Below are 25163 nucleotides of genomic sequence, written 5' to 3'. Positions count from 1 at the left end.
CGGGCTCGCGGACTCAACTATAGACGCCTTCGGCCATGCGCTCGAGATCCTCGATCACCGCATCGGCCTCGCCGGCTTCGACCAGCTCCTCGGCGGTGCGGTTGCCGAAGCCGGGGATGGGCTGGTGGCGGAACCAGATGATCGCCCGCCCCTCGTCGCCGGAAAGCTCGGCGGCGCGCGTGATGATCCGCGCGATCTGGCCGAGCTTGGCCTGCACGCTGGGCGAACCGGGGCGGTCCGCCAGCGTGTTGCGGTTGACGTGAGCGATGCGCGAGAGTTGCGTCATCGGCACGCGCAGCCGCTCGGCCATCAGCCGGGGCGCGATCATGTCGCCATCGCGGATCGTATCGAGGAAAGAGGCAAGCATCAGGCACTCCTTGCCTGTATTATGCCTATTCGCGTCCGGGATCGCAAGCTGACCGTCCGTGCCTCGCCAGGATCGACGACGGGGCACGCCCGAGAAGCAGGGGTGCGCGGTATCGCACGCCCCTGCCCTCCCATGCTTTATCGATCGACCAGAGCCGTCACGCGATGACCGAAGCCGTGACGGGGCGCCTGCGAACGCTGGACGCCATGAAACATGCCGGCACCGAGGCTGGGCAGGATCAGCTCCACAGCCAGAACGTCCTCGATCGTCCGGACGTCGACGAACAGGTGCAGCTGTCCGTCAAAGGCGAAGCTCACCTTGACGTCCGGCGGGCAGGCATCGGTCACCATCTTCATGAGGCGTGTCAGCTCGTCGGACACCAGACGGGCACGAGGTGCACTCGGAAGCCGGTCCACGCCAACGGGTTCTGCCTGTGTCATTCTCACTCCTTCGTTTGACGACGCGCGACGCCGTTAGTGCAGAATGCGCGCCCTGCCAAACGGCTCCCGCTCGTGATGCGTTCGGGCTCCGCCATGGCTGTCGGGGCACGATCGCCGAACGTTCCACCCACCCGCGTAGCCTTGGCCTCTTACAATTTCGCGCGACAACAGCATGACGATCCTTCCGGACAGGATATCATGACGCCGATGACGTGTGCGCCCTCCTACTGATCGGGCTTACCCCGCCATTGCGACGCCCATCCAGACGGCTTCGGCCCCATCACGAAGCGTAGTTTCCCGCCCGCGACGATCTGCTCATAGGTGACGAAGGGCTTGTCGAGCGGCCGCCCATTGAGCGTCGCGGACTGGATATAGACGTTCGCCGGCCCATTGCCCGGAGCCTCGACCGAGAAGCTCTTTCCGCCGGGCAGGTTCAGCGTGGCGCGGGCGTAAAGCGGGCTGCCGATCATATAAGCCTTGGAGACCGGATTGACCGGATAGAAGCCCAGCGCCGCGAAGATGTACCAGGCGGACATCTGCCCGCAATCCTCGTTGCCGAGCATGCCAGCCGGCGTGTTGCTGTAGGCTGTCTCCGCGATGTGGCGGACCGTCGCCTGCGCCTTCCACGGCTCGCCGCCGAAATCGTAGAGATAGCTGTAGTGGTGGCTCGGCTCGTTATCGTGGTGGTTGTGGCCGCCGGCGAAATGGGCGTCGAGCCTGGCGTTGAACGCCGCGTCCCCGCCCAGCAGGGCGATCGTGCCGGGAATGTCGTGCAGCGCCGCGAAGAGATAGGCCCACTGGTCGCCCTCGGTCCAGCCTTCGGCCGGCGAGGCCCAGCTTCCGTCCAGATTACGCGCCTGCATGAAGCCGGTCGCCGGGTTGAACAGCACGCGATATCGGAGCGAGCGATCGAGGAAGCGGCGATAGCCCGCCTGATCACCCACCTCCCTCGCGACCTGCGCCACGGCGAAATCGTCATAGGCCTCTTCCAGCGTGCTCGACGCGGACTCGGAAACCTTGTCGGCCGGCACATAGCCGATCTTGCTCGACCATGTGAGGCCGGCCCGCGCCTCGTATGGCACACCCGGCTCGCGATCGAGCCAGCGGCGGGTGGTGTCGCCCTCGGGCGGGACGGTCGCGTCCTTCAGCACCGCCTCATAGGCGAGCTTGCGGTCGAAGCCCTTGAAGCCCTTCACCATCGCCTCGGCCACCAGCGAGTCCGCATGCGTGCCGATCATGATGTTGGTGTAGGAAGGGTTCGGCCATTTCGGCATGTAACCGCCTTCGCGATAATCCTGGAGCAGCGCGCCCACCATGCCGTCGATCCGCTCCGGCGCGATCAGGGTGAGCAGGCTGTTCTCGGCGCGGAACGTGTCCCAGATCGAAAAGGCGGTGTAGCTCGTCCCCTGATGCACCTTGTCGTCGAAGGCGCTGTGGTAGCGCCCCTGCTCCGACATCAGCTTCGGATAGAGCAGCGCGTGATAGAGGCCGGTGTAGAGGATATGCTTTTGGTCGTCGGTTGCGCCCTCGACCGTGATTGTGCCGAGCTTGCCGTTCCAGACCTGTTTCAGCGCCTCTTTCGTGCCGTCGAAGTCCCAGCGCGGCATTTCGGCGTCGAAATTGGCCCGCGCCTGATCGAGGCTGATGAACGAGGTGCCGACCTGCGCCTCGACCACCGTGTCGCTTCCGTCGAAGCGCGCGAAGGCGCCGACATTGTCGCCCTCGACCTCCGTGCCAGCAGCTCCCAGCGGCCCCTGATAGACGCCTCCGCCCGAAGGCTTGCGGCGGAAACGGACGACGAAATAACCCTTGAAATCCGGGAGCTTCACATTGCTCAGATGGGCATCCATCCGATCCGGATTGTAGCCGAGGATTTCACCCCGCTCCGCATCATATTTCGCCCAGCCGCGCGTGCCCGCCCGCGTCGCCTCGACCAGCACCGACTGCGGCACGCCGGCCGGGAAAGTGAAGCGCAGATAGCTCGCATGGTCGGTCGAGGTCATCTCGGCGCGTAGCTTGCGGCCCGCCTCGTCCGCCATGGTGACGGCATAGTAATAGGGCGTCGCCGTCTCGTCAGCATGGCTGAAGCGCAGGCGGCGATATTCGGGGCTCGGCTGGAGCCCGCCCATCTCGGGCATCAGCGTCACATAGCCATAGTCGCCCATCCACACCGCCGGCTGATGCGTGCCGATGAAGCCGGTGATCCACTGGTCCTCATAGGCGTAGGAGGTGACGCTGATCCGGTTCTGGCGGGTCTGCGCGGTCCAGTTGGTCATGCCGAAGGGCGTGGTGACGAGCGGCATCGTGCCGGCATAATCCGGCCCGATCACGGTTCCGCCGGTGCCGATCAGAGGATTCACCCAATCAACCGGCTGGGAGGAAGCCGCCAAGGCCGGTGCGATCGGCAGCATCGCAACACCCAGAACCGCCCGCCACAAACGACGCATTCCCGATCCCCTCTCACGCTTAAGGGCCACCGGCGGAACAAGATTGCCGGCAGAAATAAATCATATTAATAGGCCTGAACGGCCGTCAGAGCCATCCTAAAGAGAGAGGCGATCCGAATGAAGCGGCGGGATGTCCTACGAGCAGTCGGCGCCACGGGGATCGGTCTGGCGATGCCGGCATGTGCGCTGGCGGGCACTGCGCCCGCCGATGCGCCGGGTCCGCGCGAGCGCGTGCGTCTCGCCGATGGCTGGCGCTTCCATCTCGGCCATGCCGCCGATCTGGAGCGCGACTTCGGTTTCGGCCGCTTCCAGCGGACCTTCGCCAAGGTGCAGGAGGACGCCCCGCCCGCCACCTTGCCGGGCTTTGACGACAGCGACTGGGCCGCCGTCCGCGTGCCGCACGACTGGGCTGTGGCCCTGCCCTTCGCGCATCCGGAAGGCCCGCTGCCCGCGCCCGCCGACCGCAACATCAAGGATCGCGTCGCCGCGCATGGCTTCAAGGCGATCGGGCGCGAATATCCGGAGAACAGCGTCGGCTGGTATCGCCGCGCCCTCCCCATCGGCCCGGCCGATCGCGACCGCCGCATCTGGCTGGAGTTCGACGGCGTCTTCCGCGACTGCCTCGTCTTCGTGAACGGCTGCATCGTGGGCGAGAATGCCAGCGGATACGCGCCCTTCCGCGTCGATCTCACCGATTTCCTCGATTATGACGGCGGCGCCAACATGCTCACCGTCCGCGTCGACGCCTCTCTCGGCGAGGGGTGGTTCTACGAGGGCGCCGGCATCTATCGCCATGTCGATCTGGTGAAGACCGCCGCGACCCATGTCCCGCAATGGGGAACGGTGGTGCGGGCCGAGCCCGACGGCGGCGGCGCGGCTGTCCACGTCGCGACCGACATCGCGCATCATGGCACGTCCCCTGCCCGCATCCGGCTGAAGCGCACGATCCTAACGCCCGACGGCATGGAGGCCGCGCGCCTGCCCGACGACCTGCTCGCGCTCGATCCCGCCACGACGGTGACGCGCACGGCCGACCTCCGGCTGGCGAGCGCGCAGCTCTGGTCGATCGAGGCGCCGCGCCTCTACCGCCTCGTCACCGAGCTGTGGGATGATAGCCGGCTGCTCGACCGCACCGAGACCCGCTTCGGCATCCGCTCGATCCGCTTCGACGCCGACAAGGGCTTCTTCCTCAACGGCGAGCCCGTGAAGCTGCTCGGCACCTGCAACCATCAGGATCACGCCGGCGTCGGCACGGCCATCCCGGACCGGCTCAATGCGTGGCGCGTGGAGCAGCTTCAGGCGATGGGCTCGAACGCCTGGCGCAGCTCGCACAATCCGCCGTCGGAGGCGCTGCTCGATATCTGCGATGCCAGCGGCATGCTGATGATCGTCGAGCTTCGCCGCAACACCACCGACCCCGAAGCGCTCGACGAGCTTGACCGCATCGTGCGCAGGGATCGCAACCATCCGAGCGTAATCCTCTGGTCGGCGGGCAACGAGGAGCCCCAGCAGGGCACGGATCGCGGCAAGCGCATCACTGCCGAGATCAAGCGCCGGATCGCCGCTCTCGATCCCACGCGCCCTCTCACACAGGCCTTCTACTTCGAGGACAAGGGCTATCATACCGGCGCGTGGGACGTGGTGAACGTCGCCGGGCTCAACTACCGCACCGATCAGGCGGAGGCTTTCCACCGGCAGTTCCCGCACCTTCCGATCATCGGCACCGAAACCGCCAGTACCGTCGCCACGCGCGGCGTCTACGAGAACGACGCCGCGAAGCATCTCGTGCGCGCCTACGACACCGAATATCCCTTCTGGGCCTCCACGGCCGAGCAATGGTGGCCGATCGCCGCCGAGAGCCCCTGGTTCGCGGGCGGCTTCGTGTGGACGGGGTTCAACTATCGCGGCGAGCCGACCCCCTATCCTGAATGGCCGAGCGTTTCGAGCCAGTTCGGCATCCTCGACCTCTGCGGCTTCCCCAAGGACAACTACTGGTATTACCGCGCCTGGTGGCGTCCCCGCGAACCGATGGTGCACCTGCTGCCCCACTGGAATTGGGAAGGGCGCGAGGGCCAGCCGATCGAGGTCTGGGCCCATGGCAATTGCGAAGAGGTGGAGCTGATCGTCAACGGCTGCAGCCAGGGCCGCAAGCCGATGCCCCGCAACCGTCATCTGGCATGGTCCGTCCCCTATGCTCCCGGCCGGATCGAGGCGCGCGGCTATTCCGGCGGCCGGATGGCGGCACACGACGTCCGGGAGACGAGCGGCCCCTCCGCCGCGCTGCGACTGATCCCGAACCGGTCTCGGCTCGATGCCGATGGCAGGGATGTCGCGATGATCCGGGTCGAGGTTGTCGATCAGGCCGGCCGGGTCGTGCCGCGTGCGGATGCGCTGATCCACTTCGGGCTGGAAGGCCCTGCGCGGCTGATCGGGGTCGGCAACGGCAATCCGAACAGCCATGAAGCCGATCAGGCACCCCGGCGCCAAGCCTTCAACGGCTTGGCACAGGCCATCGTGCAGACGGAGGAAGCACCCGGCCCGATCCGCCTGACGGCCACCGCCGAGGGCCTGCGGGGCGCCACGACCGCGCTGATCGCCCTACCGGCGAGGGGGAAAGCCTGACCCAGGCCGGCACGCCCCAATCGCCGGGCACAGGAGGCGCCCGGCGATCGAAGACATCCGCTCAGCCCCGGATGAAGGCCAGCAGGTCGGCGTTGATGACGTCGGCATGCGTGGTGCACATGCCGTGCGGGAAGCCCTCGTAGGATTTGAGCGTGCCGTTCTTCAGCAGCTTCACAGAGAGCGGCGCCGAGTCAGGATAGGGCACGATCTGATCATCGGTGCCGTGCATCACCAGCACCGGCACCTCGATCGCCTTCAGATCGTCGGTGAAATCGGTCTCGGAGAAGGCCTTGATGCAGTCATAATGCGCCTTGGTGCCGCCCATCATGCCCTGCCGCCACCAGTTCCGGATGACGCCCTCGCTCACGGCCGCCCCCTCGCGGTTGAAGCCGTAGAAGGGCCCGCTCGGCACATCGAGGAAGAATTGCGCGCGGTTGGCGACTTGCGCCGCACGGAAGCCGTCGAACACCTCGATCGGCAGGCCGCCCGGATTGGCTTCGGTCTTGAGCATGAGCGGCGGCACGGCGCCGATGAGCACCGCCTTGGCGACGCGGCCCGGCTCGGCGCGCGCGACATAGCGGGCCACCTCACCACCGCCGGTGGAGTGGCCGATATGAACGGCGTTCCGAAGATCCAGCGTCGCGGCCAGCTGGATGACGTCTGCCGCGTAGGTATCCATCTCGTTGCCGGTGTCGGTCTGGCTGGAGCGGCCGTGGCCTCGCCGGTCATGCGCGATCACACGATAGCCTTCCGCGAGGAAGAACATCATCTGCGCGTCCCAATCGTCCGCGCTCAGAGGCCAGCCATGATGGAAAACGAGCGGCTGGGCATCCTTGGGGCCCCAGTCCTTGTAGAAGATCGTCGTGCCGTCCCTGGTGGTGAACGTGCCGTCGGCCATGGTGCCTTCTCCTCATCGATGGTGAACTTCAGCAGCGATATTCGTGCAGGCTGCCCTACGCGGATCAACTTTCCCGATGAAGGCCGAGATGCTCGGCCAGGAAGGAAACCGTCCGCCCGTTGGCAAGCGCCGCGGCCTCTGCGTTGTAGTGGAGCCCGGTGTGGCGCGCGAAGGCATGGTTTTGCCCCGGATAGCTGTAGACCGTCGCGCTCGGCACGTCCGCGAGCGCTGCCTTGATCTGTGCCTGGGCGTCCTTTCCGATGAACTCGTCCTCCTCGGCAAGGTGCATCAACAGCGGCGCGGTGATCGCCGGTGCCTCGCCGAGATATCGCTCGGTGTCTGCGCCGTGATAGGCGACGGCGGCGTCAACCCCATGACGGGCCGCGATCAGGAAGGTCATCAGCCCGCCGAGGCAGAAGCCCATCACAGCCACCTTGCCGCTGGCCCCTTCCAACCGTCTCGCGGCCGCGATGGTGGCGACGATATCCCGCACGCCGATATCGCGATCATAGGCCTTGTAGAGCGCCAGTCCCTGTTTCCACTCCTCGTCCGACCAGCTGTTGAGATCGACGTCGCGCGCCTGCCGCCAGAACAGATCCGGCGCAATCGCGATGAACCCTTTCGCCGCCAATTCCCGGCAGGTCTGCCGGATATCCTCGTTGACGCCGAATATCTCCTGGAGGACGACCACCGCCGGCGCGGGGAGGCTGGCAGGTCTTGCGACATAGGCGGCGAATTCTCCGCCTTCCGTTGATATGTCCATCTTCTGGTCCATACTGTCCTCCGATCATTGTTGAGAAACAGCTTAGAGATGCAGGCCGTCGCCCGGTCGCGAGCAGCGCTTCTACAGCGGCTTCGAACCGCGGACCAAGCATGGCGACGACGCCATCCTCAAGGCCCAGCAATGGCTGTCCATGCAGCGCAATCGCGCGGTCTCCGTCGCGGACATTGCCTGCCATGCGGGACTGGAGCCGCGCACGCTCCTGCGACGTTTCGTCAGGGCCACCGGCATGAAGCCGACCGAGTATCAGCAACGCCTCCGCATCAGCCGGGCACGCGAGATGCTCGAATTCTCGCGACAGTCCGTCGACGTCATCGCCACGAGCGTCGGATATCATGACGTGCGGGGGTTCCGGCGCGTATTCCACGCCATCGTGGGCCTGACGCCATCCGAATATCGGCGCCGCTTCTCCGCGCCGCCGCAGGCAGCGGTTACGCCCCACGCCCTCACCACGAGCATTTGAGTTCCACTCCAAGATAATTGCTGTTGCTGGCACCGGCGCTGCGCAGGGTGCTTCCGACATCATAATGTACGGCTTCGATGGCGGCAGCGATGTTGGCGTTCGCTTTCCAGTCGGCGCGGAACTGACCATAGGCGCCCGTCCAGTGGCGGCCTGTGCCGCTGGTGCGTGGCACGGGCACATTGGGCTGGGTGTAGACCGCATCCTGCGTCGTCACACGCCATTGCGCAGCGACCGCGCCCAGCAGCGTGAGGCGGGAGCTGGGGCTCACGGTGACCGAAGGCTTCACATGCAGGACGTTGGCGTAGCCGGTATAGCCCGCGAGATTAAGATAGATGCCATTGGGGAAAAGCGGGTTGAAGGTGCCGAGCGTGCCGTCTTCACGGTGGCGGTCGCCGGAGGCGGCGTCGATCTGAATTCCGAGCCGGGGCTTCAATGGGGTTGCGAAGAAGCTGTAGCCGGCCTTGCTGCCCATGCCCCAGGCATGCACTCGTTGCGGACCGACGTGGCCGGTCTGCGCCATGGCTTCGGTGTCCCAGTCGAGCCGGCCGGTCTTGCCGGCAAAGCGAACGTCCCACACGTCGCGCCGTTCATGGCCTGTGGCCACGAGAAAGCTCGCACGATCGTTGGTAAAACGGGACCAGTATGCGGAAAGCTCATTATTGCCCAGCACATGCCGCTCGACGCGGACGCCATAGAAGCGGTTGCCGCCCGAACTCGTATCGTCGAAGGGGTGGTCGTCACGATTGACGACCGGCTGGGTGTAATAGCCGATCAGACGCCACGGGCCGATCTCGTAATCCGCCCAGGCGGCATCGAAGGACTGCCGGACATTGGGCCCGTCACGCACCGAGACGAAGCGCTGTATGTCGAAGGCAAACTGCTGGCGGCCGAGACGGAGCTTGAGCGTGCCGGACCCGACAGGCTCGGTAAGGGCGACGAAGCCCTGCTCCAGATCCAGCCGGTCGCTGTCCACCGGCGCCTTGATCCTCTTGCCGGGCGCGAAATCGCTCTGGAACTGGACGAAGACCTGCACCGGCCCGGAACGAAGATCGGCATGGGCTTCGAGCCGGCTGATCACATAGCTGTCCGCGCGGCCCGGAATGGTATGGAAGCCGGGCGCATCGTTGGTCTCGAACCGCTCCCGCACGCTTCCGCCGAACGAGAGAAAGGTCTTCGGGTCCGCAGCCGACAGAGGGATGTATTTGAGGCCATCGAACGGCTGCGTGCGAAGCGCCGGGTCCGCGAGCACCGACCAGTCCTCCTGCCAGCGGTTCATCATGATTGCCGGCCGTGCGGGGGGCGCCTCAACCGGCGAGGCCGGCGGCTCGCCGTCCTCCGCCATGGCGGGTGCGGAAAGACCGGCGAGCCCGGCGGCCGAAAGCAGCCAGGGGAGCGCGCGCACCGTCAAGCCTTTCAGCCTTGCGCCGGCAGGTCGTTGGCCAGCGCCACCGTGGCGACGAATGTGATGAGCCCGGCCAGCGCCAGCGGCAGCGCAAGCCCCGTGTGCAGCACCAGCAGGGCGCCAGCCAGCGCCCCCAGCAGGATGGCCAATACCGCGCCGAAGCGACGCCCGAGATTGGGATTGCCGCCACCACTCGCGACCGTGGAATCGGCGGCGAGCCCCGTGATGGTGAGCGTCAGAACGGTGGTGGTGAGGTCCGCCACCTTAAGCTGGCGAACCGTCGCGTTGCGGAAGCCCATGGCCGCGGCCGTAAGCGCGATCATCGCCATCACCACGATTTCGGCCGGGGAGCGACCGCTCGCCAGCGCGCAGGCGGCGGCGAGGCCGAACAGGATCGCCTCTATGGTGCCCGCCCAGAGCAGCCACCGCCTTCGCCCAAGGGGCGCCTGCACCTTGCATATGCGGCCACCGGCGCCGGCTCCGCCCATGAAGAAGAGCAGCGCCACGACATAGAGCGGCCAGGAGAAGCCGGGCGTTCCGGCCAGCGCGAAGCCCAGGAAAACGATGTTGCCGGTCATGTTGGCGGTGAACACCTTGCCCAGGCCCAGCACGCTCGCCGCATCGACTAGTCCGGTCGTGGCCGAAAGCACCAGCAGGAGGAAGACGATCGCCTTGGCATGGGGGCCTTGTCCGGATGTCATGTCTTCTCCCTTGCGCATTCAGCCTGCGCGCTTCCTGCGTTGGTCATGCTCCGCGAGGATGGCGGCGAGCACGAAACCGCCGACAAGGCCGAGATGCTCGAAGAAGGCGTTGGTCGCCGCGAACCGTTCCTGCCCCTGCATCGTCCAGAAGGCATTGGCGGTAAACGCGGCCATCGCCGTGAACACGCCGAGCATCCCGGCTCCCAGCCATACGAAACGGCCCGTGAGGATGAGCAGCGGCCCGATCAGTTCGATGGCGATGGTGAGCGCCGCCCAAAGCGCGGGCGGGTGCATGCCGAAGTGCGCCTGCTCGGCGATCGCGGCGGGCAAGTCCGAGAGCTTGACGATCCCGCCCAGAAGGTAGGCGCCGACCAGCGCCAGCCGAGCGAAGAAGCCCGTCCAGCGCCAGTCGAGGATGGCGTCGACGAAGCGCGGGTCCCGCTCTCCGACACGTTCCGGGTTCATTTCGCCGTCGCCTGGTGCACCTCGGCGATATAGCCGCCGGGGAAGCGCAGGATCGCGGCCTTGCGATCGCCCGCGTCATAGGCCGGCACCAGCGCCTCGACGCCAGCGGCCCTGGCCTTGTCCAGCGTCGCCGCAAGGTCGGCCACCTCATAGCCGGTCATGTCGCGGCCATAGGGCCAGGGAAGCTGGCCGTCGGAGACGAGCACGGTGAGCTTGCCATAACCCGATGTGATCCGGACCCGGCGGATGCTCTTGCCGGGCTGGCCGACCTCCACGCCCGGCGCCGCCTTGTCGTCCGAGACGATCCGCCCGTGCGAGAAGGCGACCCAGTGGCGGATGAAGGCATCGGCGGCGTCCGCCGTCAGATAGACGCGGTTCTCCGGCACCGTCGTCAGCGGCGTATAGTTGGGCTTGGTGGTGTGCCAGTAGAGCTGCATGTTCACGCCGCCCGGCCATTGCACGACGACGTCGCGGCCGATCGGATCGGGGAAGGTGGTGATAAGCCGCGTCGCGCCATTCTTCACAGCCGAGGCGACCGCGGCATCCATGTCGGTGACGAGATAGCCGGTCCGCTCCGCGCCGAACGGATAAGGGATCGGCGTCTTGAAGCCGAACACCGAAACCGTGCCCACCGGCGTCAATGCAAGCTGGGACATGGTCTGGCTCGTCGTCGGCGTCACCTGGAAGACGCCCTGCTTGCTCGTGGTGCCGCCGAAGGTGGCGACAAAGCTCGCCACGAACTTGTCGAAGTCGGCCGCGTCCACATAGACGTGGGTCGTGTCGTACTGCGGGCCGACCGAATAGTCGCCGGCAGCGGGAACGGCCTGCGCCGCCTTGGCGAAGGCAGGCGCCGCGACGGGGCCTGCGGCAAGGCCGATCAGGCCGGCGGCGATCAAGGCTTTGATGGTGGCCATATGGTTTTTCCTTGGTCGAATGGGATCGGAAAGGATTGGATGTGTCAGACGGCCCAGCAGCCGCAACCAAGCGCCCCCCAGAAGCTCTGCACGTCGCTGGCCGGGACATTGGCGCCGAGCGCGGCGGCATGGTCATGGCCATGGACCGAGCAGCCGGAATGACAGCCGCAGGCCGACGCCAGCTTCGCGCGGGCGACCGGGGCCTGATGATAGCCGCCGAAGGTCGCCACCGGGGACCAGTCCGGCATCGGCCTGGGAAGCCGCGGCGCGAGCGGCGCATAGTCGCCGTCGCCGTGCACCACCTTGCCACCGAGCAGGGTCAGCACCGAGCGGATGTGGACGATCTCGTCCTCGGGCACGCCGAAATAATCGTCCGAGAGGAGCACGAGGTCGGCGAGCTGGCCGGCCTTGATCTGCCCCTTCTTGCCCTGCTCGTTCGAGAACCAGGTGTTGGCCTCGGTCCACAGGCGGAGCGCCGTCTCTCGGTCCAGCCGGTTGGCTTGCGGATAGAGGCGCAAGCCGCCCACCGTCTTCGACGTCACCAGCCAGGAAAGCGAAACCCACGGATTGTAGCTCGCCACGCGGGTGGCGTCGGTGCCGCCGCCGACGGGAAGGCCGGCCGCCATCATCTTCCTGATCGGCGGGGTCGCCTCGGCCGCCTTGGAGCCGTATCGCTCGACGAAATACTCGCCCTGATAGGCCATGCGATGCTGAACCGCGATGCCGCCGCCGAGCGCTGCGATCCGGTCGATGTTGCGCTCGGAGATCGTCTCGGCATGGTCGAAGAACCAGTGCAGGCCGTCGAAGGGCACGTCCCTGTTCACCTTCTCGAACACGTCGAGCGCGCGGCCGATCGTCTCGTCATAGGTGGCGTGCATCCGCCACGGCCAGCGGTTCTCGGCGAGCAGGCGGACGACCGGTTCGAGGTCGGTCTCCATGCTGGCCGGCATGTCGGGCCGGGCGACCCGGAAATCCTCGAAGTCGGCGGCCGAATAGACCAGCATCTCGCCCGCGCCATTGTGGCGATAGAGATTGTCGCCGTCCCCCGGCTTCACCGTCTTCGCCCAGCCCGCGAAGTCGGACAGCTCCTCCTTCGGCTTCTGGGTGAAGAGGTTGTAGGCGATGCGCACCGTCATCTCGCCAGCCTGATGGAGCTGCTCGATGATCTGATAATCGTCCGGATAATTCTGGAATCCGCCGCCGGCATCGACCACGCTGGTGACACCGAGGCCGTTCAGCTCGCGCATGAAGTGGCGGGTTGAGTTGGCCTGATAGTCGGGTGGGAGCTTCGGCCCCTTGGCGAGCGTCGCATAGAGGATGGTGGCGTTGGGCTGGGCGAGCAGCAGCCCGGTCGGGTTGCCGGCGGCGTCACGCACGATCTCGCCGCCGGGCGGGTTGGGCGTGTCCTTCGTGTAGCCCACCACCCGGAGCGCGGCCGCGTTGAGCAGCGCACGGTCATAGAGGTGGAGGATGAAGACGGGCGTGTCCGGCGCAGCCGCATTGAGTTCGTCGATGGTCGGCAGGCGCCTCTCGGCGAACTGATGCTCGGTGAAGCCGCCCACCACGCGCACCCATTGCGGTGCCGGCGTGTTCTGGACCTGCCTCCTCAGCATCGCCATCGCCTCGGCGAGGCTCGGCACGCCATCCCAGCGCAGCTCCATATTATAGTTGAGCCCGCCCCGGATGATGTGGGTGTGGCTGTCGATCAGGCCGGGGATCAGGCGGCGCCCGCCCGCATCGATCACGGTCGCGTCCGGCCCCGCCGCGGCGCGGACCTCCGCCTCCTCGCCCACCGCGAGGATCAGGCCATCGCGGACGGCGACCGCCTCCGCCACCGGCTTCTCCCGGTCCAGGGTCGTTATTTTGGCGTTGCTGATGATGAGATCGGTCATGGCTGCCTCACGCATCTTCCTGTTTCGGGGATTTCGGTGCGGCCTGGGGGCCGAGGATGCTCGGAGCGCATTCGTTCTTCACGAAGGACAGCACCGGCTGCCCGGTGACGATGCGCTTCGCGACGGGGATGATCTGTTCGCCGATCAGCATGCCGAGCAGGCCGATCAGCGCGATCGTCGGTGGCGCCGGGGATTTCACGCCGAGCAGATTGTAGATGGCGCCGACGAGCAGGCCGACGGCAAGCGAGATGAGATAGGGCTTCATGGAGCGGCATCCCCTCCACCTGATGAAAAGGGGAGCGGCGACCACCGCTCCCCGGGGAGCGGATCAGTGACCGCCTTCGGACCCGCCAAACATCGCCTTGGCGTAAGTGATGCCGATACCGTAGGCGCCGGCATAATCCCGCGCGATGCCGGTCGTCATTCCATAGCTTTCGGTGCGCGCCCAGTCGCGCTGGAGTTCCAGCAGATACTGAACGGACGTCATCGGACGGACGCCAGCCTGAATCATGCGCTCCATGGCGCGTTCATGCGCCTCGTCCGTCACGTCGCCGCAGGCATCCGCGATCACATAGACCTCGAAGCCCTGATCGAGCGCCGAGAGCGTCGGCCCCACGATACAGACCCCGGTCCACAGGCCGGCAAAGACGAGACGGTCCTTGCCAATCCGATTGACCTCCTCGATCACGCCGGCATCTTCCCAGGTATTCATGCTGGTGCGCTCCAGCATCGCCTGGCCCGGAAACGCATCGGTGATCTCGCTGTACATCGGGCCGGAGAAAGTCTTGGTTGCGACCGTCGTCAGGATGGCCGGGACATTGAAACCCTTGGCGGCGCGCGAAATCAGCGCGGCATTGTTGCGCAGCACCGTCGTGTCGATTGACTTCGTCGCGAACGTCATCTGCGACTGAAAATCGATCAGGACGAGCGCGTGATCGTTCGGCGTCAACAGCGTCTTGCCAGGCACGGGAGTGGCTTTGATCGACATGAAACGACTCCTTTCCCAAGGTAATTTTCGGCAATGAAAATCGGCGCGAAAAAGGCGCGAGAAGACAGTGCGTCAACGTCGGGGAAAAATTGAAAAGACCTGCGTCTCTGCTTCAACATCCGGAAGCATTTTCAGTCTGCCGCCATCTAAATTCGCGTGCTGGCTTCAACAAGAACGAAAGCAGCACAATCGGACGGTTCACTATGACAGCGCGCCAATGGATACTATCGCAACAACCCGCGCGCCAGCATTGAATATCATGCTCTCAGACACTTGTAAGATATTTTCGCATTTCTGATCGTCATGCGCGCGACTGACCCGTGCGTGCGCCATTCCGGCTTCGATCCTGGCGCCTTCGCTGGCATCGGTTCCGCTCAACCGTCGGTGCGACGCCTCAGCCCGTCCCGCAGTCGCGACAGGAGCGCGAACAACGTGTCCCGCTCATCCTCCTCAAAATCGGATAGCTGTTCCTCCCAGAGGTCCGCGAGCCGGGGCTGTATCGCAACGATGACTCGCTGCCCCTCATCGGTCAGCATGATTTCCACGACCCGCCTGTCGGCACCCCCGCGCCTACGGACGATCAGATTCCTGTTTTCGAGCTGATCGACCAGCCTGGTCGAGGCGCCGGTGGTGAGGCCCAGTTCGCGGTTGATGTCCCCGATGCAGGAGATCGTGCCGATATTGATGAGTTTCAGCGTGAGCCACTGCGAAAGGGCCAGGCCCAGATCATCGAACTCGTGCTCGACGCGATCGACCATGGCCAGAAAGGTCGTTCGAAGAAGGAGACAGATGCCATCGGGCGGCTGGTTCATATTGTCTCGCTCCTTGCTCCGCTCCGGGATCGGATCAACGCGATCCCGGACGGCAACCCTATAGGGAGGACGGAGAGCCGGCATGATCCATCGGCGAGTTTGCCCTGCTCACGGCTTCCCACAAGCCCACCTTGGCAGCACTCACCTCGGCGCGACAGGGCCCGAATCCGATCGGGACGAAACCATCCGCCCGCGCCTTCCCCCCGATCGAGATTTCATCGCCATCCTGCAGGAAGGACCGCTCCTCCCCGGTCGGCAGCCTGATGGGCGCCCCTCCGGCGAGCGTCATCTCCATCAGGCTGCCGAGCCCTGTCGGGCTTGCGGCCGATAGCGTTCCGGTCCCGAGCAGGTCCCCGGCGTTCAGGTTGCAGCCGTTCACCGTATGGTGCGCGATCATCTGGGCGGCGGTCCAGTACATGGTTCGCGCATCGCTCAGGCTCAGCCTGTGTGGCGCAAGCCCCCGATTGCGCATCTCCGGAGAGCGCATGCCGACCTCCAGCTCGATCGCGAAGGCGCCGTTCGCCTGGTCGGCATCATCCCACAAATAGGGAAGAGGATGGGGATCGCCGTCCGGTCGCTGTGCCTGCGGCGTGCGAAATGGCGCGAGAGCTTCCATCGTGACGATCCAGGGCGAGATCGTCGTATGGAAATTCTTGGACAGGAAAGGCCCCAGCGGCTGATATTCCCAGGCCTGAAAATCCCGGGCGGACCAGTCGTTCAGAAGGCTCAGCCCTGCCATATGCCGGGGCGCATCCCCGATCGCGACGGGTTCGCCAAGGCGATTGCCGGAACCGATCCAGAGCCCCAGCTCGAGTTCGAAGTCGAGCCGGGTCGACGGGCCGAACAAGGGACGCTCGCTGTCCGGCAGGCGCCGCTGCCCGACGGGCCGGACAACCCGATCCCCCGAGACGCGGATGGACGACGCGCGACCGTGATAGCCGATCGGAATCCATTTATAGTTGGGCAAGAGCGGCGTGTCGGGGCGCAGGAGCTTTCCGATATTGGTGGCATGATGGATGCCGACATAGAAATCCGTGTAGTCGCCGATCCGCGCGGGCACATGCAGCGAGCAGCGGCGGGCCTCGTGGAGATGCGGACGAAGCGAGGCTTCATGCCGTCGATCGGACAGGAGCATCGAGAGCCGCTGGCGGAGCGACCGGCGCTCCGCGGGCGCATATTCGAGCAGCTCGTTCAGCGTCCGGCCGGACAACGCGCGCGCCAAGGTCGCGGGCAGAAGGTGCGAAATCGCCCGCAGATCCAGGATATGGTCGCCGATGGCTGTGCCGATCCGGGGCTCCTCGTCGTCAGGAGAGAAGATTCCGAGCGGCAGGTTCTGGATCGGAAAATCCTCGTGGCCGTCGGCGCTCTCAACCCAGCTGCGGCGCTGCGGGTCATGCGTTTCATCGATCATCGCGCTCATCCTGCGATCCGCGCCTTGGAGAAGCCCGTCCAGACGGCATCATAATCGAGCTGGGCATTGGCGAGCGCGTGGGAGGTCGGGCGATAGGGCCAACAGCTTTCGACCATGAAGGCCATGGTGGCGGTGATCTTGTGCGGTTCAAGGTCCGCGTCGGTCGCGCCCTGCCAGCTGGCCAGGTCCGGCCCGTGGCCCGCCATCAGGTTGTGCAGGCTGATGCCGCCCGGAGCAAAGCCGCCCGCCTTGGCGTCATAGGCCCCGTGGATCAGGCCCATGGCCTCCGACATCACGTTGCGATGGAACCAGGGCGGACGAAACGTATCCTCGGCCACCATCCAGCGCGGCGGGAAGATGACGAAGTCGGCATTCGCCCGCCCCGGAACGTCGGAGGGTGACGTCAGCACGGTGAAGATCGACGGGTCCGGATGATCGAAGCTGACGGTGCCGATCGTGTTGAAGCGCGCGAGATCGTAACGGAACGGCGCCAGATTCCCGTGCCAGGCAACGACGTCGAGCGGCGAATGATCAAGCGTCGCGCTCCAGAGCGATCCCAGATATTTCTGGACCACCTCGGTTGCCACGTCGCGATCCTCGAACCAGGCGACGGGCGTTTCGAAATCACGGGCGTTGGCGAGACCGTTGGACCCGATCGGGCCGAGTTCGGGCAAGCGGAACAGAGCGCCATAATTCTCGGCGAGATAGCCCCTCGCCTCCCCGTCGGGGAGCAGCACCCGAAAGCGGACGCCGCGCGGGATGAGAGCGATCTGCCCCGGCGCGAGATCGATGCGCCCGAGTTCGGTGAGCAGGGTCAGCCGCCCCGTCTCGGGGATGATGAGCAGCTCTCCGTCCGCGTCCACGAACACACGATCCGTCATGTCGCGATTGGCCGCGTAGACGTGGAAGGCGACGCCTTCGAGCTGCTCGGGCGCGCCATTGCCGAGCATGGTCGCGATCCCATCGACGAAGTCGGTCGGGTCGACGGGGAGCGCGCGCGGGTCCCAGCGCAGGCGGTTCGGCGCGAGCGGTGCCGAAGGCGACGCGGCCCTGAAGAGCGGCGCGCCGGCATAAGGCTCGAAAGGACGATGGTCTGCGCTCGGGCGCAGTCGATAGAGCCAGCTGCGCCGGTTCTCGCCGCGCGGCGCGGTGAAGGCCGTGCCGGACAACTGCTCGGCATAGAGGCCGAATGGCGGCCGTTGCGGCGAATTGCGCCCGATCGGCAACGCGCCTGGGATCGCTTCGGTCGACACGTTGTTCCCGAAGCCCGGAACATAAGTGGCGTTCGCCATTGCGCTCATCATTCCTCTTCCCTTGGCAACCGCATGCAGCGGCCGTCTCCAGCTTCCGGGTCTCTCTACAAGCTCGCGCGCGATTGGCCTGATGAGCGGCTCCGGCGACTTATCATGAAGTCCGACAATCCACCGGGGGCGGATTGCATGCAGGCCCGTCACCCGCTCTAGCTCGCAGCCGAAACCGGACAGGAGAGCATATGGCGCGCTGCAGGACTTACGGACACGGCCCCCGCCGCATCATCGCGATCCATGGCTGGTTCAACGACAGTGCAGCCTTCGACGGAATGCTGGCGGGCTTCGATCCCGATCGTTTCTGCATCGCCCTGCCCGACATGCGCGGCTACGGCTCGCGGCGAGCTTCGGAGGGGCCGTTCGACATCTCGACAATGGCCGAGGACGTGCTGGCCGTCGCCGACACGTTCAGCTGGCAGAGCTTCACGGTGATGGGCCACTCGATGGGCGGCAAGGTCGCCCTCCGGGTTGCGCTCATGGCCGGGCAGCGGGTCGAACGGATCATCGGGATCACGCCGGTCTGGGCTGGCAAGGCACCTTTCGATCCGGCGACCCTCGACTTCTTCCGCGCGGCCGCGCACGACGTCGCGGTCCGGCAGGCCATTCTCGACATGACCACGGGCCAGCGCCTCCCGGCCGCCTGGCTGCGGAGGGCTGCCGAACGCTCGGTTGCGGTCAGCAACCGCGAGGCCTTCGCCGACACCTTCGAATCCTGGGCGGGCGACGAATTCGCGACGGCCGCCCAGGCGGTCGAGCAGCCGGTCCTGGTGGTTGCCGGCGCGCAGGACCGGGGCGTTCCCGAAGAGCTGGTCCGTTCGACCTGGCTTGCCTCGCTGCGCAATGCCCATCTCGTGGTCATGCCCGAGGCCGGTCATTATCCGATGGACGAATGCCCGCTCATATTGGCGAGCCATTTGATCGCCTTCATCGATCCGGCGCTCGCCCGCTGATCGCCCCTTTCATCCGAGGCTGTGGGTCTGGCGGCGATATTCGCTGGGCGAGACCGCCATATGCTGCGCGAAGAAACGGGTGAAATTGCTGTGGGCGCCAAAGCCAAGCTCATCCGCAACTTCCACAAGGGAGCGCTCGGTCGCGCTCAACCAGTGCATCGCCGCCCGCATGCGGATATGATCCACATAATGTCGGGGCGACACGCCTACGCAGTTACGAAACTGCTCGAAAAAGCGTGACCGGGAGAGGCCGACCACCCGGGCGATCTCCTCAATCCGCGGATTTTCGAGCGCGTGGTCGTGGATATAGGCGATGGCCTTGCGGATCCGGAAATCGATCGGCCGCCCGCTCGCGGTGACGGTTGCCGTCTCGGGCACGATATAGGCTGCCACCACGGCATCGATCAGCTCGATCAGGGGCAACTCCCTGTCCTCACCATTGTCGAGCAGACCTCGCGAGATGGCGCCAGCGAGGCGCTCGGCCGCGCGCTGGACACAGGGCTTCATGCTTTCCACGACATGGGGAAAAACAAGGCCGGCACGAAGGCCCCTTCGCTCCAGCACCCGGTCGATCCACTCCGCTTCGATGACCAGGGAGAGGATCGTCGTCGGCTTGCCGTCGTTGGCGAGCTTGAGATGCGGCACCCAGGGATTGAAGAGGATGACGGTCGAGGCATCGAGAAGCAGGTCGCAACTGCCCGACCGGAAGACAGTATCTGCTCCGCCCAGCATGAAGAGCATGTTGAATTGCTGGTGCGCATGCTCGACCAGCGCGCGATCCGTCACGTTGACCGTCGCGCGTCCATAATCGCCCGTGACGATCCAGATCGGCGCTTCCTGATGCATCGCGGAAATCCCTTCACCCTGCGTCCTGTCGATCATCTCCGCCCGATCACGAACCGGGCTCAGGCGGCGGCCGTACGGGGACGGCTAATTAGAGCATCCATCGAGAAACGGCCGCCCCCAACGACGAAGACGTGGAAAAGCCCTCCGAGGATGGCGATATTCTTCATGAAGTTGGTCAGCGCATCGCGATCGGCGAAGTCATTATGGAAGGCCAGCGCGGTTGCGAGGGTGAACATCGCGATGATGGCCGCCATCCAACGCGTCCTGTAGCCGAGCAGCAGCAAGGTCCCCGCACCGAGTTCACAGGCGAGCGAGATCGCGAAGCCGAACGTGGGAAAGGGCAGGCTGTGGCCGATCATGGCGATCACCGCCGCAGGGTGGCCGAGTTTGCGAAAGCCGCTCCAGAGGAAAAGGGCAGCGATCAGGGCCCGTCCAACCGGAAGGGCTGCTTCGTTCATTTCGCGCATGGGTGCCTCACGATACATGGATGAGAAGGGTCTTGGTCTGGAGGCACTGCTCGACGGCGTCCGGTCCAAGGTCGCGCCCGAAGCCCGAGCCCTTGTAGCCGCCCTCGGGCAGGCCCGGATAAGGAAAGCCGCCGGCATTGACGGTGACCTTGCCGCACTGGAGAGCGTCCGAAATGCGGTGGACGCGATCGATGTCCCGCGTCCACAAGCTGGCCGCCAGGCCGAAATCGGTGCCGTTCGCGGCCGCGACGAGTTCGTCTTCGTCCGAGAAGCGATAAATGCCGAGCACCGGACCGAATATCTCCTCCTGCGTCACCGGCGCATCGTGGGGAGCGCCCGTGACGAGGGTGGGCGCGACATAGAAGCCCGACGTGTCCGAATAATCCGCCGCCGCATCCACGCTGAGGCCGCCTGCCCGCGCCGCGTCGAGATGGGAGCGGACCCGTTCGCGCTGCCGCGCGCTGACCAGCGGCCCCATGAAGACGCCCTCGCTCATGCCCGCGCCCACCGGGATCGAGCGAATATGGGCCTGCAGTCGCTCGACCACCTGATCGTAGATCGCATCCTCGACATAGAGCCTCGAGCCGGCGACGCAGACCTGGCCTGAATTGAGGAAGATCGCGTTCGCGGCGCCGATGATCGCGCGATCGAGATCGGCATCGGCGAACAGCATGGTCGGCGATTTGCCGCCAAGCTCAAGGGTCAGCTTCTTTAGAGACCCGCCGGCCTCCCGGGCAATGGCCCGGCCGGTCGCGGTCGAGCCCGTGAAGGAGATCTTGTCAACGCCGGGATGACGGACAAGCGCATCGCCCGCCTCGCTGCCGAGACCCGGGACGACATTGACCACTCCGGCCGGGAACCCCGCCTCCTGAACCAGCTCCGCCAGAGCCAGCGCCGAGAGCGAGGCTTCCTCCGAGGGCTTGAGGACGACCGTGCAGCCTGCCGCGAGAGCGGGCGCGAGCTTCCAGGCGGCCATCATCAACGGCACGTTCCATGGCACGATCGCCGCGACGACCCCGACCGGCTCGCGCCGGGTCATGCCCCGGAACCGGCCCATCCCCGGCGGCGCCGACACCTCGACCGTGCGACCGGCCAGCTTGGACGGCCATCCCGCATAATAGCGGAAGACATCGACCGTCCCGCCGACATCGATGCCGCGCGCCAGCCAGAGGGGCATGCCGTTGTCGATGCAATCGAGCAGAGCGAGATCGTCCGCGCGCGCCTCGATCAGCGCGGCAAGGCGGTGAAGCACGGCCTCGCGGGCCAGCGGGCCCGCGTCGCGCCATTCCGGCGCGACGAGCGCGGCCCTGGCGGCCGTCACCGCCATGTCGATCTCTTCGACGCCGCCCTTCCCGATCGCACCGATCTCCCGACCGCTCGACGGCTCCACGACGGGAAGGCTTCCCCTGCTCGCGACCCATTCCCCACCGATGAAATGGGCGGGAGCGCGGTCGAGCCAGCGCCGCACGGACGCCGGAATATGCGTGAGGTCATTCTCCAACATGATCGAGGTCATCCTGCTCTCCCAGATTCCCGGTGCTCTCGTTCAGTCCGCATATCCGGGGGCGACCTCGTCCATGAGGCGGCGCCAGGCTGGCCAGTCGGCTTTGCCGCGACCACGGTCGTGCAGCTCGAGCTGGCGGACCGTGCTCGCGCAGATATCGTCGGGCACCTCGATGATGTTGTCGGTCGCGGCCTCGAGCATGAGCTGGGTCTCGCACGCCGTCATCAGATCGCGGGTCCGTTCAAAGGCTTCGCGCACGCTTGCTCCCACGATCACGATGCCGTGATTGCGCAGGAACAGCGCATGATTCTCGCCGAGTGCCGCGGCGAGCCGCTCGCGCTCCTCGGCTTTCTCCGTCACTCCCTCGAAAGGGTGATGACCGATCCGCTTGTAGAAGCGGATGGCCGCCTGCGAGATCATCCGCAGACCCGCGCCATGAGCCGACATGGCGATGCCGGGCTGCGTATGCATGTGGACCACGCACTCGACGTCCGGACGAGCCCTCAAGACACCACTGTGGAGGATGAAGCCCGGCCGATTCACGCCGGCCCGCTCATCGAGATCCGCATCCATGTCGACCCGCACGAGATTGGAGGCCTTCACTTCGCGATAGAGCAGCGCGTGGGGCTTGATCAGGAAATGCCGCGGCATCCCCGGAACGCGCAGGCTCAGATGGTTGTAGATGCCATCCGTGGTCGGGAAGAAACGGTCCACCATCCGATAGGCCGCCGCAAGATCCTGCCGCGCGGCCCATTCATCCGGATCACATCCCGATGGCGATTGTGCGTGCTCATTCTGCATGCAATTTGAGTGACAGCAGCGTGAGACAGGGTCAACTCGACCGGAAAGCCCGCCAGCGATATTCGGACGATTTGATAAGGCCTCCCAAACCCGCTGGCCGCATATCTTCGATCAACGCACTCTGGCCCTCCCATTCTGCATGCAGAAATTGCACCGCGTGCCTCGCGGTCGATGGGGTCGGTGGAAACGAGAGATGGAGAGGATTTTGCTGCAAGGGCATCACCCGCAGGCGCTGGCCGCCGCCGAGATCGACGTTGCGGCGACGATCGACGCCGCGTCCATCAGCCCTCTTCAGTGGCGCGTCTTCACCCTGACGCTGATCGCCTCGATCTTCGATGGTTTCGACACCATGGTGATGTCGTTCCTGGCGCCCGCGATCACGAAAGAATGGGGCGTCTCCCATGCATCCTTCGGGCTCGTCTTCAGCGCCACGCTGCTCGGGGCCGCGATCGGTGCCGCGAGCCTCGGGCTGCTGGCCGATCGGGTCGGCCGCAAGAATCTCGTGATGGCGGCCATATTGTGGTTCGGCGCGCTCACCATCTCCTGCGCATTCGCGACGGGCATAACCTCGCTGGTGCTGCTGCGCTTCCTGGCCGGATTGGGGCTCGGCGGCGCGTTCCCCAACATGCTGGCGATCGCCGCCGAATATGCGCCGGCACGCCGCCGCTCGACGATCGTCTCGATTATAACCTGGGGAACGCCGCTCGGCGCGGTGCTCGGAGGCCTGCTCGCACCCACCATGCTCGCCGTCGCCGATTGGCGTGCGATGCTCCTGGTGGCCGGCATCGCGCCCGTGCTGCTTGTCCCCTTGCTCGCGATCGGCATGCCGGAATCCATCCGCTTCCTGGCGCTGAAGCACGGCGCGGACCTGAGGCTGCGGACGATCCTGCTGCGTATTGCGCCCGCGCTTCCCGCCACGTCGGCCACGCGCTTCGTCCTGCCCGAGCGGAATGTCGCGCGGGCCACGATCGGAGCCTTGTTCCGCGATGGCCTCGCGGCAGGAACGATCCTGCTTTCGGCCGCGATGTTCACGAGCCTGCTTCTATCCTTCATGCTCGTGAACTGGACGCCGACGCTGCTTGAGCGGGCCGGCATCCCCATGAGCGATGCTATTCTGGGCACCATCATCCTCAATCTGTCCGGGATCGTGGGAAGCCTCGCGATCGCGAGGGTGGTCGACGGCCGCATGCGCGGCTCGGCGGTCCTTGCCCTGTCCTATCTCTGCGCGGTCGCCTCGATCCTTTGCGCGGGAGCGGCGACCATGATCGATGGCGTGCCCCTCGTCCTCCTGATGGCCAGCCTCGCGGCCAGCGGCTTTTTCCTGATCGGTTCGCAGATCACGCTGTCCGCCTATATCACGGCCTTCTTCCCGACAGCGCTGCGCGGCACAGGCATCGGCTTCAACAATGCCGTCGCGCGCTGCGGATCGCTCCTCGGGCCTGCATTGGGCGGCATCCTGCTCAGCGCGAAAATCGATCCTGCCCATATCCTGTTCGCAGGCGTCATCCCCGGAATGCTGAGCGCCATCGCCCTCGCCTTCCTCGCCACGCAGCAAGCCCCGGCACCCGCGCATCTCATCAAGAACAGAGGCATCGCATGAACCTGACACCTCGCGACGGAGGCCCCGTGATCCTGACAGGCACCGCGGAAACCGTCCCCCTTCCCGACGGCGGCACGTTCGACACGATGCTCTACAGGGCGGACGGGAACGCCCCGTCGCCGACGATCGTCGCCTGCCCCGGCGGCATGGGCACCGGCATGTTCGAGATCATCGAATGGGCGGCTTCGCGGCTGAGATCCGCGGGCTTCCATGTGCTCAGCATGAATTATCGCGGAGCTTTGCCGACCCATGATGCCGACGACATCTCGCTCGCCTATGACTGGCTTGCCGGGCAGCCGTTCGTGGACCCGGATCGCATCGGCCTGTTCGGCGTCTCTCGCGGCGGCAATGCTGCGCTTCGCGCCGCAGCGGCCGACCATCGCTTCAGGGCGATCGCGACCTTCGGGACCGTGTCGGACTTCCTCCAGCAGGCCTATGGAACGGCGGCGTTCGCCCCGGCGCGCCACAAGCTGATCACCGGCTGGCTGGGCGATCCCGTTACCCGGCGCGCATTTTACGAACATATCCAGGCCATCGACCATGTGGCGGGCATCGTCCAGCCGCTGCTGCTGCTCCACGGGGAGCACGACATGCATGCACCCGTCGAGCAGTCGATCATGGTGCGCGACAAGGTCGAGGCGGCGGGCAACCGCGATGTGACGCTCGAACTCTTCCCGGTGCTTGGCCACTTCGGAGAGGTCGTCCCCAGCGGCTTCGCCTATGATCATCTGGCGAGCCGCTTCATTCCCTTCTTCCGGGAGAAACTCGGCTGAGCGGTCAACCGCTGTCCTCGCCCTCGACGATCACCAGCTCGTTGATCCCCGCACCGGCCAGACGGAAAGCCGCCGCCTCCTGATAGGCCTGCGAATGATAGAACTCCATGGCCGCATCGAACGAAGGATATTGGACGAGCACGAAGCGTTCAAACTCCCTCGATCCTTCGAGGATCTCAAAGCGCCCACCCCGCGAAAGTATCCTTGACCCATATTGCTGCGATGCAGGGCCAGCCTTTCTTACGTATTCAAAATATTTCTCCGGATCAATTATTCTCGATCTGGCAATCCAATATGCTGGTTTCATCATTT

Annotated in this window: 25 protein-coding genes; 5 read left to right on the top strand and 20 right to left on the bottom strand. The window is 65.6% G+C overall.

Going from position 1 to position 25163, the window contains the following annotated elements; all coding sequences use genetic code 11:
• Nucleotides 1–13 precede the first annotated feature (13 nt).
• The 3 genes from ST3T6A_RS0110580 to ST3T6A_RS0110570 all read right to left on the bottom strand — a co-directional run bounded on the left by ST3T6A_RS0110580 (nucleotide 14) and on the right by ST3T6A_RS0110570 (nucleotide 3254).
• Nucleotides 14–367 carry an antitoxin Xre/MbcA/ParS toxin-binding domain-containing protein gene (locus tag ST3T6A_RS0110580; protein ID WP_019832892.1) on the bottom strand — a complete coding sequence of 118 codons (354 nt, stop codon included), beginning with the start codon at nucleotides 365–367 and terminating at the stop codon, nucleotides 14–16.
• Between the two features lie 137 nt (nucleotides 368–504).
• Nucleotides 505–807 (bottom strand): hypothetical protein, encoded by a 303-nt coding sequence (locus tag ST3T6A_RS0110575; RefSeq protein ID WP_157602754.1) that lies wholly within the window; start codon nucleotides 805–807, stop codon nucleotides 505–507.
• A 224-nt stretch (nucleotides 808–1031) separates the two neighbouring features.
• Nucleotides 1032–3254 (bottom strand): GH92 family glycosyl hydrolase, encoded by a 2223-nt coding sequence (locus tag ST3T6A_RS0110570; RefSeq protein WP_026359608.1) that lies wholly within the window; start codon nucleotides 3252–3254, stop codon nucleotides 1032–1034.
• Nucleotides 3255–3425: 171 nt separating this feature from the next.
• Between ST3T6A_RS0110570 and galA the strand changes: the two genes are divergently transcribed.
• Entirely contained in the window at nucleotides 3426–5876 is a 2451-nt protein-coding gene (gene galA / locus ST3T6A_RS0110565; RefSeq protein WP_019832889.1) for a beta-galactosidase GalA, read from the top strand.
• Nucleotides 5877–5937: 61 nt separating this feature from the next.
• On the opposite strand, the gene ST3T6A_RS0110560 is transcribed toward galA, so the two are convergent.
• Both ST3T6A_RS0110560 and ST3T6A_RS0110555 read right to left on the bottom strand, forming a co-directional pair.
• Nucleotides 5938–6774 (bottom strand): alpha/beta fold hydrolase, encoded by an 837-nt coding sequence (locus ST3T6A_RS0110560; protein ID WP_019832888.1) that lies wholly within the window; start codon nucleotides 6772–6774, stop codon nucleotides 5938–5940.
• A gap of 64 nt (nucleotides 6775–6838) precedes the next feature.
• Nucleotides 6839–7549: a dienelactone hydrolase family protein gene (locus ST3T6A_RS0110555; RefSeq protein ID WP_019832887.1), complete on the bottom strand. Its 711-nt coding sequence runs from the start codon at nucleotides 7547–7549 to the stop codon at nucleotides 6839–6841.
• A 139-nt stretch (nucleotides 7550–7688) separates the two neighbouring features.
• On the opposite strand from ST3T6A_RS0110555, the gene ST3T6A_RS19890 reads away from it, so the two are divergent.
• Nucleotides 7689–8018, top strand: coding sequence for a helix-turn-helix domain-containing protein (locus ST3T6A_RS19890; protein WP_019832886.1), 330 nt, complete (start codon nucleotides 7689–7691; stop codon nucleotides 8016–8018).
• Here ST3T6A_RS19890 and ST3T6A_RS0110545 read toward each other — a convergent pair.
• The 10 genes from ST3T6A_RS0110545 to hmgA all read right to left on the bottom strand — a co-directional run bounded on the left by ST3T6A_RS0110545 (nucleotide 8002) and on the right by hmgA (nucleotide 17907).
• Entirely contained in the window at nucleotides 8002–9420 is a 1419-nt protein-coding gene (locus ST3T6A_RS0110545; protein ID WP_235785806.1) for an alginate export family protein, read from the bottom strand. The two genes, ST3T6A_RS19890 and ST3T6A_RS0110545, sit on opposite strands and share 17 nt — an antisense overlap.
• An 11-nt stretch (nucleotides 9421–9431) precedes the next feature.
• Nucleotides 9432–10121 (bottom strand): YoaK family protein, encoded by a 690-nt coding sequence (locus ST3T6A_RS0110540; protein WP_051103462.1) that lies wholly within the window; start codon nucleotides 10119–10121, stop codon nucleotides 9432–9434.
• 18 nt (nucleotides 10122–10139) lie between these two features.
• On the bottom strand, nucleotides 10140–10586 hold the full coding sequence (locus ST3T6A_RS0110535; RefSeq protein WP_019832883.1) for a DoxX family protein: 447 nt from the start codon (nucleotides 10584–10586) through the stop codon (nucleotides 10140–10142).
• Nucleotides 10583–11500, bottom strand: coding sequence for a hypothetical protein (locus tag ST3T6A_RS0110530; RefSeq protein WP_019832882.1), 918 nt, complete (start codon nucleotides 11498–11500; stop codon nucleotides 10583–10585). The genes ST3T6A_RS0110535 and ST3T6A_RS0110530 overlap by 4 nt, the downstream gene beginning before the upstream one ends.
• A 44-nt stretch (nucleotides 11501–11544) precedes the next feature.
• Complete coding sequence (locus ST3T6A_RS0110525) at nucleotides 11545–13392, bottom strand: amidohydrolase (RefSeq protein WP_019832881.1); 1848 nt, start codon at nucleotides 13390–13392, stop codon at nucleotides 11545–11547.
• Between the two features lie 7 nt (nucleotides 13393–13399).
• Nucleotides 13400–13657, bottom strand: coding sequence for a XapX domain-containing protein (locus ST3T6A_RS0110520; protein ID WP_019832880.1), 258 nt, complete (start codon nucleotides 13655–13657; stop codon nucleotides 13400–13402).
• 63 nt (nucleotides 13658–13720) lie between these two features.
• Nucleotides 13721–14380, bottom strand: a complete 660-nt coding sequence (locus ST3T6A_RS0110515; RefSeq protein WP_019832879.1) for a hydrolase — start codon at nucleotides 14378–14380, stop codon at nucleotides 13721–13723.
• 374 nt (nucleotides 14381–14754) lie between these two features.
• Entirely contained in the window at nucleotides 14755–15192 is a 438-nt protein-coding gene (locus ST3T6A_RS0110510) for a MarR family winged helix-turn-helix transcriptional regulator (protein WP_019832878.1), read from the bottom strand.
• Between the two features lie 58 nt (nucleotides 15193–15250).
• Complete coding sequence (gene fahA / locus ST3T6A_RS0110505) at nucleotides 15251–16612, bottom strand: fumarylacetoacetase (protein ID WP_019832877.1); 1362 nt, start codon at nucleotides 16610–16612, stop codon at nucleotides 15251–15253.
• Nucleotides 16609–17907, bottom strand: coding sequence for a homogentisate 1,2-dioxygenase (hmgA, locus tag ST3T6A_RS0110500; RefSeq protein WP_443024272.1), 1299 nt, complete (start codon nucleotides 17905–17907; stop codon nucleotides 16609–16611). The genes fahA and hmgA overlap by 4 nt, the downstream gene beginning before the upstream one ends.
• A 188-nt stretch (nucleotides 17908–18095) precedes the next feature.
• On the opposite strand from hmgA, the gene ST3T6A_RS0110495 reads away from it, so the two are divergent.
• Nucleotides 18096–18860: an alpha/beta fold hydrolase gene (locus ST3T6A_RS0110495; RefSeq protein WP_019832875.1), complete on the top strand. Its 765-nt coding sequence runs from the start codon at nucleotides 18096–18098 to the stop codon at nucleotides 18858–18860.
• Between the two features lie 9 nt (nucleotides 18861–18869).
• On the opposite strand, the gene ST3T6A_RS0110490 is transcribed toward ST3T6A_RS0110495, so the two are convergent.
• The 4 genes from ST3T6A_RS0110490 to ST3T6A_RS0110475 all read right to left on the bottom strand — a co-directional run bounded on the left by ST3T6A_RS0110490 (nucleotide 18870) and on the right by ST3T6A_RS0110475 (nucleotide 22478).
• Nucleotides 18870–19646: a helix-turn-helix domain-containing protein gene (locus tag ST3T6A_RS0110490; RefSeq protein WP_235785774.1), complete on the bottom strand. Its 777-nt coding sequence runs from the start codon at nucleotides 19644–19646 to the stop codon at nucleotides 18870–18872.
• 119 nt (nucleotides 19647–19765) lie between these two features.
• Nucleotides 19766–20164, bottom strand: coding sequence for a DoxX family protein (locus ST3T6A_RS19885; RefSeq protein WP_235785773.1), 399 nt, complete (start codon nucleotides 20162–20164; stop codon nucleotides 19766–19768).
• Nucleotides 20165–20180: 16 nt separating this feature from the next.
• Nucleotides 20181–21689, bottom strand: a complete 1509-nt coding sequence (locus tag ST3T6A_RS0110480; RefSeq protein ID WP_019832872.1) for an aldehyde dehydrogenase family protein — start codon at nucleotides 21687–21689, stop codon at nucleotides 20181–20183.
• Nucleotides 21690–21719: 30 nt separating this feature from the next.
• On the bottom strand, nucleotides 21720–22478 hold the full coding sequence (locus ST3T6A_RS0110475) for a class II aldolase/adducin family protein (protein ID WP_026359603.1): 759 nt from the start codon (nucleotides 22476–22478) through the stop codon (nucleotides 21720–21722).
• Nucleotides 22479–22671: 193 nt separating this feature from the next.
• Between ST3T6A_RS0110475 and ST3T6A_RS19880 the strand changes: the two genes are divergently transcribed.
• Together ST3T6A_RS19880 and ST3T6A_RS0110465 are read left to right on the top strand one after the other, a co-directional pair.
• Nucleotides 22672–24078: an MFS transporter gene (locus ST3T6A_RS19880; RefSeq protein WP_051103446.1), complete on the top strand. Its 1407-nt coding sequence runs from the start codon at nucleotides 22672–22674 to the stop codon at nucleotides 24076–24078.
• A complete protein-coding gene (locus ST3T6A_RS0110465) occupies nucleotides 24075–24851 on the top strand; it encodes an alpha/beta hydrolase family protein (protein ID WP_026359602.1) in 777 nt (258 codons plus the stop codon). Before ST3T6A_RS19880 ends, ST3T6A_RS0110465 begins: the two co-directional genes overlap by 4 nt.
• A gap of 4 nt (nucleotides 24852–24855) precedes the next feature.
• Here ST3T6A_RS0110465 and ST3T6A_RS21155 read toward each other — a convergent pair whose 3' ends face one another.
• The gene (locus ST3T6A_RS21155; RefSeq protein WP_026359601.1) at nucleotides 24856–25158 is read right to left on the bottom strand and encodes a DUF1330 domain-containing protein; all 303 of its coding nucleotides are present in this window, start codon (nucleotides 25156–25158) and stop codon (nucleotides 24856–24858) included.
• Nucleotides 25159–25163 lie beyond the last annotated feature (5 nt).

It is taken from the genome of Sphingomonas sp. PR090111-T3T-6A, assembly GCF_000383095.1.
GTDB lineage: Bacteria > Pseudomonadota > Alphaproteobacteria > Sphingomonadales > Sphingomonadaceae > Solisphingomonas.
This window is presented reverse-complemented; position numbering and strand designations above follow the sequence as displayed.